The 14,416-nt window shown below is 63.5% G+C and carries 18 protein-coding genes and 1 riboswitch; of the genes, 11 read left to right on the top strand and 7 right to left on the bottom strand.

The window, feature by feature from the left end; all coding sequences use genetic code 11:
• Nucleotides 1–85 precede the first annotated feature (85 nt).
• Together GL4_RS14490 and GL4_RS14485 are read right to left on the bottom strand one after the other, a co-directional pair.
• The gene (locus GL4_RS14490; protein WP_045368548.1) at nucleotides 86–457 is read right to left on the bottom strand and encodes a phasin family protein; all 372 of its coding nucleotides are present in this window, start codon (nucleotides 455–457) and stop codon (nucleotides 86–88) included.
• 149 nt (nucleotides 458–606) lie between these two features.
• A complete protein-coding gene (locus GL4_RS14485) occupies nucleotides 607–963 on the bottom strand; it encodes a winged helix-turn-helix transcriptional regulator (protein ID WP_045368543.1) in 357 nt (118 codons plus the stop codon).
• 125 nt (nucleotides 964–1,088) lie between these two features.
• Here GL4_RS14485 and GL4_RS14480 point away from each other — a divergent pair, with 125 nt between their 5' ends.
• The gene (locus tag GL4_RS14480; RefSeq protein ID WP_045368541.1) at nucleotides 1,089–1,535 is read left to right on the top strand and encodes a GFA family protein; all 447 of its coding nucleotides are present in this window, start codon (nucleotides 1,089–1,091) and stop codon (nucleotides 1,533–1,535) included.
• Nucleotides 1,536–1,629: 94 nt separating this feature from the next.
• The gene (locus GL4_RS14475; RefSeq protein WP_045368540.1) at nucleotides 1,630–3,261 is read left to right on the top strand and encodes a chloride channel protein; all 1,632 of its coding nucleotides are present in this window, start codon (nucleotides 1,630–1,632) and stop codon (nucleotides 3,259–3,261) included.
• Here the strand turns inward: GL4_RS14475 and GL4_RS14470 are convergent.
• Entirely contained in the window at nucleotides 3,258–3,713 is a 456-nt protein-coding gene (locus GL4_RS14470; RefSeq protein ID WP_045370265.1) for a group III truncated hemoglobin, read from the bottom strand. The genes GL4_RS14475 and GL4_RS14470 overlap by 4 nt on opposite strands.
• A 110-nt stretch (nucleotides 3,714–3,823) precedes the next feature.
• Between GL4_RS14470 and GL4_RS14465 the strand changes: the two genes are divergently transcribed.
• Together GL4_RS14465 and GL4_RS14460 are read left to right on the top strand one after the other, a co-directional pair.
• Entirely contained in the window at nucleotides 3,824–4,267 is a 444-nt protein-coding gene (locus GL4_RS14465; protein ID WP_045370264.1) for an RrF2 family transcriptional regulator, read from the top strand.
• A 226-nt stretch (nucleotides 4,268–4,493) separates the two neighbouring features.
• Nucleotides 4,494–5,414, top strand: a complete 921-nt coding sequence (locus GL4_RS14460) for a CorA family divalent cation transporter (RefSeq protein ID WP_052464619.1) — start codon at nucleotides 4,494–4,496, stop codon at nucleotides 5,412–5,414.
• Here the strand turns inward: GL4_RS14460 and GL4_RS14455 are convergent.
• Nucleotides 5,411–6,214: an SDR family NAD(P)-dependent oxidoreductase gene (locus GL4_RS14455; protein ID WP_045368538.1), complete on the bottom strand. Its 804-nt coding sequence runs from the start codon at nucleotides 6,212–6,214 to the stop codon at nucleotides 5,411–5,413. The two genes, GL4_RS14460 and GL4_RS14455, sit on opposite strands and share 4 nt — an antisense overlap.
• Nucleotides 6,215–6,401: 187 nt before the next feature.
• Here GL4_RS14455 and GL4_RS14450 point away from each other — a divergent pair, with 187 nt between their 5' ends.
• Together GL4_RS14450 and GL4_RS14445 are read left to right on the top strand one after the other, a co-directional pair.
• Nucleotides 6,402–6,770 carry a hypothetical protein gene (locus tag GL4_RS14450; RefSeq protein WP_045368537.1) on the top strand — a complete coding sequence of 123 codons (369 nt, stop codon included), beginning with the start codon at nucleotides 6,402–6,404 and terminating at the stop codon, nucleotides 6,768–6,770.
• A gap of 120 nt (nucleotides 6,771–6,890) precedes the next feature.
• Entirely contained in the window at nucleotides 6,891–7,166 is a 276-nt protein-coding gene (locus GL4_RS14445) for a hypothetical protein (protein WP_045368536.1), read from the top strand.
• Between the two features lie 68 nt (nucleotides 7,167–7,234).
• Here the strand turns inward: GL4_RS14445 and GL4_RS14440 are convergent, their stop codons facing one another.
• Both GL4_RS14440 and GL4_RS14435 read right to left on the bottom strand, forming a co-directional pair.
• Complete coding sequence (locus GL4_RS14440) at nucleotides 7,235–8,722, bottom strand: DHA2 family efflux MFS transporter permease subunit (protein ID WP_045370262.1); 1,488 nt, start codon at nucleotides 8,720–8,722, stop codon at nucleotides 7,235–7,237.
• A gap of 320 nt (nucleotides 8,723–9,042) precedes the next feature.
• Entirely contained in the window at nucleotides 9,043–10,194 is a 1,152-nt protein-coding gene (locus GL4_RS14435; protein ID WP_052464617.1) for an HlyD family secretion protein, read from the bottom strand.
• 242 nt (nucleotides 10,195–10,436) lie between these two features.
• A riboswitch (TPP riboswitch) is annotated at nucleotides 10,437–10,545 on the top strand.
• Between GL4_RS14435 and GL4_RS17620 the strand changes: the two genes are divergently transcribed.
• From GL4_RS17620 to GL4_RS14410, 5 genes are all read left to right on the top strand, one after another.
• Entirely contained in the window at nucleotides 10,542–10,928 is a 387-nt protein-coding gene (locus GL4_RS17620; protein WP_045368535.1) for a hypothetical protein, read from the top strand. It overlaps the preceding riboswitch by 4 nt.
• Nucleotides 10,929–10,937: 9 nt before the next feature.
• Nucleotides 10,938–12,824 (top strand): phosphomethylpyrimidine synthase ThiC, encoded by a 1,887-nt coding sequence (gene thiC / locus GL4_RS14425; RefSeq protein ID WP_045368533.1) that lies wholly within the window; start codon nucleotides 10,938–10,940, stop codon nucleotides 12,822–12,824.
• A gap of 3 nt (nucleotides 12,825–12,827) precedes the next feature.
• The gene (locus tag GL4_RS14420; protein WP_045368532.1) at nucleotides 12,828–13,304 is read left to right on the top strand and encodes a DUF2267 domain-containing protein; all 477 of its coding nucleotides are present in this window, start codon (nucleotides 12,828–12,830) and stop codon (nucleotides 13,302–13,304) included.
• Entirely contained in the window at nucleotides 13,301–13,717 is a 417-nt protein-coding gene (locus tag GL4_RS14415; protein WP_045368530.1) for a YybH family protein, read from the top strand. Before GL4_RS14420 ends, GL4_RS14415 begins: the two co-directional genes overlap by 4 nt.
• Nucleotides 13,718–13,727: 10 nt before the next feature.
• Complete coding sequence (locus tag GL4_RS14410) at nucleotides 13,728–13,994, top strand: hypothetical protein (RefSeq protein ID WP_045368528.1); 267 nt, start codon at nucleotides 13,728–13,730, stop codon at nucleotides 13,992–13,994.
• On the opposite strand, the gene GL4_RS14405 is transcribed toward GL4_RS14410, so the two are convergent.
• On the bottom strand, nucleotides 13,970–14,341 hold the full coding sequence (locus GL4_RS14405; protein ID WP_045368527.1) for a winged helix-turn-helix transcriptional regulator: 372 nt from the start codon (nucleotides 14,339–14,341) through the stop codon (nucleotides 13,970–13,972). The genes GL4_RS14410 and GL4_RS14405 overlap by 25 nt on opposite strands.
• Between the last annotated feature and the right edge of the window lie 75 nt (nucleotides 14,342–14,416).

Genomic DNA, 14,416 nt, shown 5'->3' with positions numbered 1-14,416 from the left:
CAGTCAGGCCCATACAAATACGGCAAAGAAAAAGGCCCGGAGGCGGAGCCTCCAGGCCTTTTCAACTGCGTGCGGTAGCCGCCGATTAGGACGCGGTCACCGTGGCAGTGGTCTTCTCCACGGCCTTTTCAACCGGCTTGTACGCGTCGCGCGCGACGGAGGCATACATCTCGCCGATTTTCGTGACCTCGGCCAACCAGGTCTCATACGCCTTCTTGGCATACTCGGACTGGATCTCGATGGCATGCTCGAGCGACTTGGCGCCGACGAGCTTTTCGAAGGTCGCGGTCGCCTCGGCGAACGCCTGCTTCGTGTAGTCGGTGAAGCTGGTGCCGATGTCCTGGAAACCCTTGTTCATCTGGCCATAGGACTTAACCACGGCTTCGTAGTTGTCCTTACCCAGTTTCTGGAAGTCCTTGGTGGCCTTGTCGAGGGCCGTCTTGTCAAATTCCAACATATCAGTGCTCCTTTCCTATTGTGAGCGCCGGTGAACCACGGCCTGTATATATTGCGCTGCACAATGAAGTTCAAGGGCATTGTGCACTGCACAATACTAAGGTCGGATGGGCCCCATTTTTGGGGCTTTTTATGGGAAGGCGCGGGGATTCAAGGCGCTTTGCGGTCAAGGAACTCTTGTGGCACGCGCCAGGAGTCGGGAAAGAATCGATTGCCCCAGCGGGCCATGGCCTGGAGCACCGGCAGCAACGCTTCTCCCCGTTCCGTAAGCCGGAATTCGTAGCGCTTCGGCCGCTCCTGGTAGAGCGCTTTCGTCACCAGCCCTTCGCGTTCCATCATGACCAGACGATCGGTGAGAACGTTCGTGGCGATCCGCTCGGGCGAGTCCAGGAACTGGGAGAACCGCTGCTTCCCCATGAAGAGATCGCGGAGGATCACCAGCGTCCAGCGGTCCCCCACAATATCGAGGGTCATGGCGACGGGGCAGCCTGATCGCGAATCATCCATGAAATCCAGTATGTCACTCTTAACTTGCAAGTGACAAGTGACGAGCTATCATGGCCCAGGCTCCGTATCTCTGACTGAGACAGAGAAAAGGGCTTCGGCATCGCCGGAAACGCAAGGAGGGACCGATGGCGGACGATGAATCGACGACGGAAAACGCGGACGGCTTCGCCGGAGGCTGTCTGTGCGGCGCGGTTCGCTATCAAAGCGCGGCGCCGCCGCTTATCGTTGGCCAATGTCACTGTGAAGATTGCCGAAAGACCAGCGGGACCGACCACGTTACCCATCTGATGGTTCCGGAGAATGGCTTCACGGTCACCGGCACGCTGAAATTTTTCGATTTCCCGGCCGACAGCGGCAGCATCGTAAGTCGCGGGTTTTGTCCCGAATGCGCTTCCCCAATCTTTTCGCGAAATTCGAACATGCCCGGCAAGATCCTTGTGCGGGCGTCCAGCCTCGACGATCTGGAGATCGCCAAGCCGCAGATGATCGTTTATGCGAGTCGCGCCCCGTCCTGGCGCTACCTCGATCCGGATATCCCCACCTTCGCGGAGATGCCTCCCGGGGCACCATAGGACGCGGCTTTGGGCCATTGCGTTTGCGGCGGAATCCGTGAACGGAGCGCCACAATTGCTTGAGTGGGGAGGCGCGCAACCTTAAACCCATTCTATGGCTTTGAGACGCGCCCAACTCCTGGATACGGCACGACGCTGGACGATCCCCAATCTCAAGCATTTCCAGGAGACACGCCAGACGACCGTCTGGCTTCTGGCGCCGCTGATCGGGTTGGCGACGGGTGTGGCGGCCATCCTGTTCCGCCTCGCCATCGGCGTCTTCCAACTGCCGTGGCTCCATACCATGTCGGAACATGTGGCGGCGGCGGCGCGTCACCAGCCGTGGTGGGTCGTCATGCTGGCCCCCGCCGCCGGCGGTCTGCTTGTCGGGCTGCTGCTGCGCTATGCGTTGACGGCCAAACGAACCGTGGCGGTCCCCGACGTCATGGAAGCGCGCGTCAACGGCGGACGCGGGCTTCATCTCGGCCAGGGCCTGATCAGCGCCGTGACGAGCGCGCTCTCGCTCGGTTGCGGCGGCAGCGCCGGCCGCGAGGGGCCGATCGTCCACCTCGGCGCCAGCATTGCCGTCGCCTGTTCGGAGAACCTCAATCTTCCCAACGCGGCGCGGCGGACGCTGCTCGCCTCGGGCGCCGCAGGTGCGGTCGCCGCATCGTTCAACGCGCCGATCGCGGGCGTGCTGTTCGCGCAGGAGGTCATCCTCGGTCACTTTTCGATCCGGACCTTCGTGCCGCTGGTGCTCTCGTCGGTCGTGGCCACGATCGTGTCGCAAGCCTGGTTCGGAAATGTCGCGGCGTTCATCGTCCCGAGCTACAGCATCGCCTCCTATCTCGAAGTGCCGGCCTTCATCTTGCTCGGCATCGTCGCGGCCGCCGTCGCCGTCGTGTTTCAGCTGACCATCCTCAGCACCGACTGGGCGGCGCGCAACGTCAAGATCCCGCTTGTCATGCGGCCGGTGATCGGCGGTCTGATGGTGGGCATCATCGCCATCTGGTTCCCTGAGGTGCTGGGTGTTGGTTACGACACGACGGATGCGGCGCTAAAGGACCAGCTGACCATCGGCATGATGCTGCTGCTGATTGGGCTCAAGACCGTGGCGACGGCCATCACGCTGAGTTCGCGTTTCGGCGGCGGGGTGTTTTCTCCGGCCCTGTATCTCGGCGCCATGACGGGCGGCGCCTTCGGTCTGATCGCGGCCGCAGCTGTCCCCGAGGTCGGCTCCAGCGAGGGTCTTTATGCCATTCTCGGGATGGGCGCCGTAGCCGCGGCCGTGCTCGGCGCGCCGATCTCAACGACGGTGATGGTGTTCGAGCTCACCGGCGGCTTCGAACTGAGCCTTGCGCTGCTTCTCACGGTCGCCGTCGCCAACGGCATCAACCAGGCCGTCCTCGGCCGCTCTCTGTTCCAGGCTCAGCTGGAATCGCGCGGCATTGTCCTCCATGAGGGCCCTCACCGCACGATCATGAAGGATCTGCGCGTGTCGGATATCATGCGCCCCTTGGCAGAGGGCGAGCCGACCGAACTGCCCGAGAGCGATCGCGAACACGCGATCCCGTCCAACGAGACGCTGGAAACGGCCTTGCGCGCCTTCGACACGCTCGGCGCCGAAGCTCTGCCCGTCGTGGATCCGCACGATCGCGGCCGGATCGTCGGCAGGATCTCCCAGGCCCATGCGCTGCGGGCTTTCAACAAAGAACTCATCGCCACGAGCGTCGAGGAGCATCGCTAGGCCCTGCCGGCGAGCTTCCGCTGAGGCGCCAGCAGATCGTTCTCGGGCCGGTAAAACATCGCGAGCTGGAGGCTCGTGGCGATCCGATTTGCCTTGTCCACGAACGCCGCCGCCGTCTTGTCGCCGAACAGCTCTCGGCAAGTCTCGCCGAACAGTGCGAGCCAGCGCTCGAAGTGTGCCGGTTTGATGCCGTCGAGGCGCCGATGGGCGGCTACCGGGTTCCCATGGTAGCGGCCGGAGGTGAGCATCACCGACGACCAGAAGTCGCGCATGGTGGCCAGGTGTGCCGGCCATGCGTCGTCGGGGATGGCGCGCGCGAAGACAGGACCGAGCAACGCGTCTTGACGCACCTTGTCGTAGAAGCGGTCGACCAGAAGCCGGATGCCGTTCTCTGTCAGCGGAGCCTCGCTAGACTCTTGGGGGATACAATCCACGCCGGGGCAGTCCGTCATATTCAACTCCATCGCAGGACCGGAAAGATATACTGTAGATGCACCTTTTATCGCGCGGCTTGAGATAAAGCAATATTTGAAATATATGTTTAAGCCGAAAGGAGATGGCCATGCGTCTCACCGTCTACAGCGACTATGCGCTGCGGCTGCTGATGTACGTCGCGGTCAAGGACGGGGATCTGGCGACCATCGCCGAAGTTGCCGGCGCGTACGGCATCTCGAAGAACCATCTGACAAAAGTCGCGTATGAACTTGGCGTTGCCGGCTACGTGGAGACTGTGCGGGGGCGGGGCGGCGGCTTGCGCCTTGCCCGCCGGCCGGAGCGCATCTCTCTGGGCGACGTGGTGCGCCATACGGAACCGGATATGGCGCTGGTGCCGTGCTTCCCGCCGCTGGACGAAGGCTGCGCCATCGAACGGTGCTGCGTGCTGCGCAAAGCCCTTCACAAAGCGGGAGAGGCCTTTCTGGAGGTTCTTGACGGCTACACCTTGGCCGACCTTGCCAGGCCTCGCTCGGCCCTCAAGTCCTTGCTCGCCATTCCCGCGGCGCCCTAAGGCCTTCCACCCGCCGGCAGGGCGGCCAACGACTGTCACAAGAGTGCAATGTTTGGAGTCTCTCCTCACAGCTTAAGAGGAGAACATGTCGCAAACTCAGGCCGCTAAGTCCGCAGTAGGTTCGGTACAGCCTCCCGCCGCAGAACCGTCTCTGGACCATTGCCCGGGGCTTGTTTGGGCATTCCGCTTCAGCGCCGACGGGACATCGCAGGAACTTTCCGAGTGCATGTTGCCGCCCAACGGGCTCGGCGACACGGGAGACGGTCGCTGGCTTTGGGTGCACGTCAACCTGGCGGACGCGCGTGTCGGGCCGTACCTGCGTGCGCGTCTCGAAGACGTTCCCCAGGCGGCCGTGTCTCTCCTGTTGTCGGTTGAGGATCGCCAGCAGCTGCATGCGGACGGTGCATGCATCTATGGGGTTTTTGGCGACTTGGTCCGCCGGCTCGAGGGGCTTTCCAACGAACTCGGTCTTCTACATTTCGTGGCGACGGAAAAGCTTCTGATCACGGGGCGTCGCGACGGCCTGCATTCGATCGAAGCCGTGCGCAAATCGCTTCGCTCGGGCCAAGGTCCGAAGAGCCATACGGCCCTGCTTGAGTCGATCCTCATGCAAGTCGCTTCAGGGGTCGAGGAGAAGTACGAGACTATCGGCGACGAGCTGGACCTCATCGAGGAACGGCTGATCGTCGATCTCGACGACGACATCCCGAAGCGTCTGGCCAAATGCCGGCGTCTTGCGGTGCGGCTGCATCGGCTGCTGTCGACGCAACGGTCCGTGATTGGACGGTACGAGCAGAACACCTCGCAAACGGCGGGCCAAGCCCATGTGCTGAAAACGAGCCCTATCGCGCAGCGGCTCGACTGGCTCGATCATGAGATGGTCGCCTTGCGGGACCGCGCGCACCTGCTGCAGGAAGAGGTTTCGCTGCGTATGACCGACCAGACCAACCGCAACCTTCAACTGCTGACGATCGTGACGACGGTGTTTTTGCCTGCCGGCGTGATCTCGTCGATCTTCGGCATGAATGTCGGCGGTTTGCCGCTGGAACACGACCGCTCGGGCTTCATCGTGACCCTGCTGCTGCTTTTCGGGGCGTCGGGCTTGGTCTTTTTGATCTTGAAGCGCCTCGGCATGCTGCGGCGCTAGGCGCCGGTTCGTCGTCCCTTCTTGGCGGCGCGGCGGATTTGGCTCGCGACCGTTTTCGGAAACAGCGCGTTCATGACGAACAAGGCCCGGTAAATTCCAGGCTTCACGACGAACCGCTTCCTTTGCTCCGTGCCTTGGAACAGAGCCTCCGCCGCCTGGTCCGCCGTCAACACGGGCGCGAGCCGGGAGTCGAGCTCCGGGATGTTTTCGCGGCTCCCGGGATTGTTGTCGAAATAGGGGGTCTCGACGGTTCCCAGCACCACGATGGTGACGACGATGCCCGCCGTCTTCAGCTCGCTCTGCAGCGACTCTGCGAATCCGGCGATAGCCCGCCGTGCGGCGATGTAGGCGCTCGCGTTGGGCCAGGCGAGATAGGAAGCGGGCGAAGTCACGAAGGCGATGCCGCCGGAGCCGCGCTCGATCATGGCAGGCACGAAGGCGCGGGTCAGGTTGAAGGCGGCAAGGTAAGGAACGCCGATCATGGCCGCGGCTTCGTCGGGGCCGGTTTCGACGAGGGGCCGCCAGCGGCCGATGCCGGCATTGTTGACGAGAAGGTCGGGCGTTCCGATATCGCCCGAGATGCGTGCTGCCGCGTCCAGCGTTTCGGCCCTGTTTTGCAGGTCGATAGCGAGCGCGGTCGCCGTGCCGCCGGCGGCGCGCACCTCGTGCGCGGCGCGCTCCAGACGGTCGGCGTTGCGAGCCAATAGCACCACATGCGCGCCGGCCTGGCCGAAGCGCCGCGCCGTGGCTTCTCCGATCCCGCTGGAAGCGCCGGTCACAACAACGAGCTTGGAGGACATGTCGACCTACCTTCATATTGCAGCGCAGGACGTGCGCTGACGACCAATTCGCTTAAAAAACGGCCTTAGACTGTGGCAGATGGGTAACAGGAAGTGGAGAACCCATTTGCCGCGAGCGCAAGCGGCTGGAATCGGGTGATTGCGGCTCGTACAACTTTCCCATCCTACACGTCCTAAGGAGGCTTCGATGAGGTCGTATTGGCGCGCCGTTGCACTGGCATTCTTGGCGGCTGGGTTCTGCCTGTCTCTTGGCGCGAGCGCGCAAGCGGGCTGCGTTGGGTTGTCCGGGACAGCCGATGGCGTCGACAAGAGGACGGCGGTTGCCCGGTCTCAGAACGCCCTCAAGGAAGCGATTGCGGAATTCAAGGCCTCGAAACGCCTCCGCAGCGTGTCCATCTCGCCCATGCGCGCGAAGCCGCAGCCTTACTGGCGCGACTCCGTGTCTCCGAACCTTTATCAGAAGCCCGATGTGGTCACATCGCAGGGACACACGATCTGCTGGTCGGGCGTGGTCTCGCCGACGGTGTGCACGTCCGGCGCGAAGATCTGCTGGTAGCGACCAGCGCATTCCAAGGAGGCTTCGATGGGGTCGTATCGGCGTGCTCTTGCACTGACAATCGCGGCGATTGGATTCGTCATGGCACAAAGTGGAGGCGCTGAGGCTCGGTGTGCGACTGTGTTTGCCACAGATGACGGGCCCTTCAAGTCATTCGCCGTCCAGGCGTCTCTGACCGCTCTGAAGAACGAGATCGAAGGCGTCAAGGCAAAGTGGCGTGTGAGCCAGGTCACGCTCTCGCCGGCTCAGCCAAAGCCCAATCCATATTGGCGCGGGGAGGTGACGCCGGACCTCTACCAGAAGCCCGACATCATCACATCGACCGCCCACACGACGTGCTGGCGAGGCGTCGTGTCGCCATCGGTCTGCACGTCGGGCGCCAAAGTCTGCTGGTAGCGATAGCCGGGCAGTGAAGGCGTATGAGCCGGGGTGCCGTTAGCCGCTCTGTACGGACCGCGCCGCCCTTAGTGCGCGACCACCACACCTGTGGTCTTCGGCCGGGACATGAAGAAGATCACCGGCACGATGGCGATGGTGCAGATCCCGATGAACCAGAAGATATCGTCGAAGGCGAGAATTTGCGCCTGGCGCGCGATCTCCTGCATCACGGCTGCGCCCGCTTGCGGGTCCTGCGGCGTCAGCCCGCGCTCGGTGAGATAGGGCAGGAGATCGCGGTTATAGGGCGTGATGTGAGCGGTGAGCTCGGCGAAGTGAATGTGCGCCTGGCGCACGAACAGCCAGCTCACGATGGCGATGCCGGCCGATGCGCCGATTCCACGCATCAAGGCATAGATTCCCGCCGCCTCGTCGTATTTTGAATTCGGCACGTTCGCGAAGGCAACGGCCGTGAGCGGCACGAAGAAGAGGCCGGTCCCCGCTCCCGCCAGCAGCGTCGGCGCAATGATGGCCCAGGGATCCACCTGAAGGTTGAAGAAGGCCATCGGTAGCGTTCCTGCAGCCGTCAGGATCAGGCCGCAGCCGATAAGCCAGCGCGGGTCGACGAAGCGCATTAGGAGACCGCCCGTGATGGCGAGCATGGCCGCGCTCACGAGGCCGCGCGGAATGAACAGCATGCCGGCGAGGTCGGCCGGATAGCCGAGAAGACGTTGCGTGAGGAGCGGCATGATCGCCATCCAGCCGAACAGGCTGATGCCGAACAGCGTGATCGCCAGCGTTCCGGCGACGAAGCTCCGATCTTTCAGGAGCGAAAGATCGATGATGTTGTTCGTCTTGTTCCAGCCACGCATGAAGAAGGCGATTGTCGTGAAGATGCAGATGATCGTGAGAGCGACGATGAGCTTGGAATCGAACCAGTCGCGCATATGCCCCTGGTCCAGCACCAATTGCAGTGTTCCCACGGCGACGATGAGGAGGGCGAGCCCCATCCAGTCCGTCGTAATGTCCTTGATGGACCGCTTCGGCAGATAGCCGACCGAAAGCAGGAGCGCCAACACCCCGACCGGGATGTTGATGTAGAACACCATGCGCCACGAATAGGTCTCGGTGAGCCAGCCGCCCAAGGAGGGTCCGATGACCGGGGCCACCATGATGCCGAGGCCGAAGATGGCCAGCGCTTGGCCTTGCTTGTCGCGCGGGAAGGCATCCATCAGAATGGCCTGGCTGAGCGGCACGAGCGGTGCGCCGAACACGCCTTGTGCCAGCCGGAACACGACCATGCTCTCCAGATTCCACGACAGTCCGCACAGGACCGAGGAGATGACGAAGCCGGTGATCGATCCGAGCAGCAGCCGCCTGCGGCCGAGCCAGTTCGACAGGAAGCCGGTGAGCGGTACGACGACGGCCGCCGCTACAATGTATGAGGTCAGGATCCAAGTGATCTGATCGGGCGTGGCCGCGAACGCGCCGAGCATATGGGGCACGGCGACGTTGACGATCGTGATGTCCAGCACTTCCAGAATGGCCGTCAGCACTACGGCGACGACAAGCGCCACGGGAGGCGAGTCCGGATCTTTTGGCGGCCGCGGGAGCGGGGTCTGTTTCGGAGCCGGGGGGCGGGTGCCGCCGCCTGCAGGCTTCGCGGCGTTCGTCTTGCTGCGCGGCTTTTTCGCCGATGTCTTGGGTGGCGTCTTGGCGGCCGTTTTGGCAGGTGCGGACGCTCGCGCCGCCTCTGGGCTCTCAGACTTTGGGCTCTGAGACTTTGGGCTTTGGGAGTTGAGGGATTCCGTCTTCGCCGCCGATTTTCTCGGCGTACGGCCCGGCCGACGCTGCCCTCCGGCGCTTCGGCCGCCGGTCCCCCCGCGCGGCCGATCGGTCATTGCGTGCCCGCACTCGCGGTGTTCTGCGGGGCGGGTTCCGCTTGTGCCCCCGCCGTCTTATCGTCGCCCGTCGTATCGACTGTTACCGTGGCGGTGGCGCCGACCCGCAAGGGCCGTTTCGGATCCGGCTTGCCGTCGATCCTGATCCGCACCGGGAAGCGTTGCGTCACCTTCACCCAGTTGCCGGTGGCGTTCTCCGGCGGCAGCACCGAGAACAGGGCGCCCGATCCGGGGCTGATGCTCTCAACCGTGCCCTCGATGGCGTAGCCCGGATACATATCCAGCTTGATGGTCGCCGGCTGCCCTTTCCGGATGCGCTGGAGGTCGGTTTCCTTGAAGTTCGCATTCACCCACCAAGGGCCGGCCTCCACCAACGGAAATGCCGGCGTGCCGGCATCCATGACCGCGCCCGGCCGGATCCGCACATCGGAGACCCAGCCGTCACCCGGCGAGAGCACATGTGTCTTCACGCGATCTTCGGTCGCCTTGTCGAGCTGCGCGGCAGCCCCGCGGAGCTTCGCCGTGGGAACGGTGACGACCATGTTCTTGTCCTGCGCCTCGCTGAACGCCTTATGGGCAGTCTGAAAGGCGGCTTCCGCTTCGCGGACCGTGACGAGGGCTTTTGCGACGGCGGGACTGGGCGCTGCGTCCGAGGAGCCCTTCGCGCGCTGGGCTTTTTCGGCCGCGCGGTATTGGCCCAAGGCGTCGACCAGGGCCACGCGCTTAGCTTCCATCTCTCCCGCCGCTTCCTTCAGCGGTTCGCCTTCGGTTCCGGCCGCATCCGCGGCTGCATCAAACTGGGCGCGGGCACCGCGAAGGGCGGCGTCATAGGGCACGGGGTCGATGTCGAACAGGGGATCGCCCTTGGAGACCTTCTGGTCGTCCTCGACATAGACTTCGATCACCTGGCCGGCGACAAGCGGCGCGATCCGCACGATATCGGCGCCCGTATAGGCATTGTCGGTCGAGGGGTAGATCTCCGCGTAGCGCCAATAGCCGAAAACGCCGATGACCGTGATCGCGAACAGGACACCAAGCGCGATCCAGCGCAGCTTGGCGCCCCCGTTCTTCGAGGTCTTTTCGGCATCCTCGGAATTATCTTGTGCTTTTTCGGAACTCTTGGCGGTCTGACTCACGTTCTCGTCCACTCTGTATTGCGCGGCGGCCAATGAAATCCGGCGTCGTCTAGCGCCCGTTATTCGGCGGGAAGCAAGGCATATTCATGGCCAGCCTTAGACCCAGCGGCCTAAGGCCGCAAGTCGCGGGCCGGAACCTTGGTCTGTGCCCGGTCTATGAGCCTCCTGGAGCGCCAAGCGAGCGCGAAAGGCAGAGCTTTTCGATCACGATCGTGCTGCCCCCTTTCGAAGCGCGAGCGGTCGGCGTAAGGTGAACCTCATCCGAGGGGAGCCCCATGCTGGGCTGAGAGTCCGCAAACCTGCGGAGACCCTTAGAACCTGATCCGGCTTGCACCGGCGAAGGGACAGGAGATTTTGCGGTGAACACATCGGTCTTTCTGGCGCAGCTCATGGGCCCCGTGATGCTCGTGGCCGCGATCGGCCTTCTGGTCAACCCGGAGGCGCAGCGGGACATGGCGCGGCAGTTTCTCGACAGTCCTCCGCTGATCTACGTCACCGGCTTTATCGTGATGACCGCGGGTCTTGCCGTTGTGCTCAATCACAATGTGTGGGCCTTAGACTGGCGCCTCATCATCACGCTGTTCGGCTGGATGGCCGTCATCGGCGGCGCCATCCGTATGCTTTGTTTCAGCGCGGTCAAGAAGATCGGCTATGCCATGCTGGACAAACCGGGTGCTGCAACCATCGGCGGCGTGGTCTGGCTGATCATCGGCGCCGTGCTCTGCTACTTTGGATATTTTGCTTGAGATGAAAACATGAACCGTCCCGACTCCATTCGCCATCGCCTCATCCAGTCCCCGCAAGTGACCACCGGTCCGCTGATCGGAAGCCGGAAGGTGCATTCGGCTCCGGAAGGCAATCCCCACGTCCAGGTTCCCTTGCGCGAGATCGCCTTGAGCAATGGCGAGACGTTCAAAGTCTACGACCCTTCCGGGCCGTATACGGATGATAACGTCAAGATCGACGTGAAGCGCGGGCTTGATCCCGTGCGTTCGGAATGGATTGCCGCACGCGGTGGCGTCGAATCCTACGAAGGCCGCGCCATCAAGCCTGAGGACAACGGCGGCGTGGGCGACAAGCACCTCGCCGAAGCGTTCAAGGTGACGCGCGCCCCGTTGCGCGGTCTTCCCGGCAAACCTGTGACCCAGCTGGAACTCGCCCGCGCCGGGATCGTCACGGACGAGATGGTCTACATCGCCCATCGCGAGAACATCGGCCGGCAGCACGCCGCCGACGAGGCACAAGCCCGGCTCGACGATGGCGAGAGTTTCGGCGCGGCCGTGCCGGACTTCGTCACGCCCGAATTCGTGCGCGACGAGGTGGCGCGGGGGCGGGCGATCATCCCCGCGAACATCAATCACCCAGAATCCGAGCCGATGATCATCGGCCGCAACTTCCTCACCAAGATCAACGCCAATATCGGCAACTCCGCCGTGACGTCGTCGGTCGAGGAGGAGGTGGAGAAGATGGTGTGGGCGATCCGCTGGGGCGCCGACACGGTCATGGATCTCTCCACGGGCCGTAATATCCATACGACCCGCGAATGGATCATCCGCAATTCACCGGTGCCGATCGGCACCGTGCCGATCTATCAGGCGCTGGAGAAGGTGGACGGCGATCCCGTGAAACTCGACTGGGAGGTCTACAAGGACACGTTGATCGAGCAGTGCGAGCAGGGCGTCGACTACTTCACCATCCATGCGGGCGTGCGGCTGGGCTACATCCATCTCACGGCGGATCGCATCACCGGCATCGTCTCACGCGGCGGCTCGATCATGGCCAAGTGGTGTCTGTCGCGCCACAAGGAGAGTTTCCTCTACGAGCGCTTCGGCGACATTTGCGACATCATGCGCAAATACGACGTGTCCTTCAGCCTCGGTGATGGCTTGCGTCCGGGCTCCATCGCCGACGCCAACGACCGCGCGCAGTTCGCAGAACTCGAAACGCTCGGCGAGCTGACGAAAATCGCCTGGGACAAGGGCTGCCAGGTGATGATCGAAGGGCCGGGGCACGTGCCCATGCACAAGATCAAGGTGAATGTGGAGAAGCAGCTCAAGGAATGCGGTGAGGCGCCGTTCTATACGCTCGGGCCCCTCGTCACCGATATTGCGCCGGCTTACGACCACATCACCTCTGCGATCGGCGCCGGCATGATCGGCTGGTTCGGCACGGCCATGCTTTGCTACGTGACGCCCAAGGAGCATCTCGGCCTGCCCGACCGCAACGACGTCAAGGACGGTGTGATGGCTTACAAGATCGCCGCGCATGCCGCCGACCTCGCCAAGGGGCATCCGGCGGCGCAGGCCCGCGACGACGCCATCTCGACCGCGCGGTTCGAGTTCCGCTGGGAGGATCAGTTCAACCTCTCGCTCGATCCCGACACGGCGCGACAGTTCCACGACGCGACACTGCCGAAAGAGGCGCACAAGCTCGCCCATTTCTGCTCCATGTGCGGCCCGAAATTCTGCTCCATGGAGATCACCCAGCAGGTGCGCGACTACGCCGCCAAGCTGAACGATGCGGGCGGCATCGGCAATTTGACCGACGCGGAACGCCAGAAAGGCATGGACGAGATGAGCGAGAAGTTCCGCGAGATGGGCTCCGAGGTCTATGTGGACCAGAACGATCCGCCGCGGCGCTGACCGATGACGGTGCCGCCGGAATATCTGCGTGCGTCCAAGGATTTCGAGGCGCTGCTTGTCGACGTGCGCGACACCTGCATGCTCAGCTCCGTGAACCAAGCCTATCACACGCTCCGCGCCGTGCTGCATGTCTTCCGCGATCATGTGAGCGTCGCGGACGCGCTGACCTTCGCCGGCGTGCTGCCGGCAGTGCCGCGCGCGATCTTCGTGGAAGGTTGGCGGCCGTCGGGTACGCCTGCGCCGTTTCCGTCGTGCGCTGCGTTGACCCGAGAGGTCAAGGCGATCCGGCCCGACCACAATCTGGCGCCGCCATCCGCGATCTCCGACGTGTCCGCCGCGCTCCGGCGCGCGGTCGAACCGCAGGCGTTCGAGCGCGTCCTGTCGAGCTTGCCCCCAGCCGCCAGGGCGTTCTGGGCGGTGGAGGAGGGCACGGCTCGCGGGACGGGCGGGCAGATTTACATCGAGGGAGCCCAGGAATGACCGATCAAGACGAGATCGCGGCGGCGGCGGCCGGGTTCTACGCGGCGCTCAACGCCATGTTCGAGGGCGATGCGGGCCCGATGCTCGCGGTTTGGTCCCATGCGAACGATGTCACATACATGGGTCCGGACGGCGGCTATCAGCACGGCTGGCCCGCGATCCGCGCCGAGTGGGAGATACAGGCGGCGAAGAGACTCGGCGGCCGTGTCGAGCCTGCGGAGATGCGCATCACCGTTCTTGGCGATCTCGGCGTGACGCACAACTACGAGAAGGGCGAGAACATCAACACGGGCGATAAGCCCGGCACTGTGTCGATCCGGGCGACCAACGTCTTCCGCAAGGAGAACGGCGCCTGGAAGATGATCGGCCACCACACGGACATGCTGCCGTTCTTGGCGCCGGGCGGCGACTGAGAGGCGGGCGATGTGGAAGCGACGTGACGAGACACGCGATATCGAAGTGCCCTCGGTCCGGGTGCAAGGCGTCGCCGCGGGCGGTGTGGCCGCGGGCTCTGTCGCGCTCGGCGTGCTTGCGGTCGGGGCGCTGGCTATCGGTGCCCTGGCAATCGGCGCGCTCGCGATCGGCCGTTTAAGAGTCCGCGAGGCGCAGGCGGACAAGCTCAAGCTCGGCGAAGTGGAGATCGACGACCTGACCGTCCGCCGCCTTCATGTGATTGAGCGCGATGAGTGATCGGGCGCGCCAGCCGGGATTGCCGGGCCTTCCTCAGCCCAAGTGAGCAGCGCGTCCAACGCCGGACATAGGGCTTGGCCCCACTCCGTCAGGCCGTATTCGACCTTCGGCGGTACTTCCGGATAGACGGTTCGACAAACAATCCCGTCGGTCTCCATCTGCCGCAATTGCTGGATCAGCATCTTTTGGGATACTTCCGGAATCGCGCGCTCAAGCTCGGAGAACCGCATGACGCGCCCTCCGAACAGGTGAAACAGGATGATCAGCTTCCAGCGCCCTTCCAGCATCTTCAGGGCGTTCTCGACGCCCTCGGCGGCAGTGAAGCGCGTGTATGTCTTGGCGGCCATCTTCCTTACCTAGTGGTGAGTACCCAACTTTTTCGTGCGTACTTGTCTTCTGGTGAGATTAATCACAGATAGCCG

The organism is Methyloceanibacter caenitepidi (genome assembly GCF_000828475.1).
Classification (GTDB): Bacteria; Pseudomonadota; Alphaproteobacteria; order Rhizobiales; family Methyloligellaceae; genus Methyloceanibacter; species Methyloceanibacter caenitepidi.
This window is presented reverse-complemented; position numbering and strand designations above follow the sequence as displayed.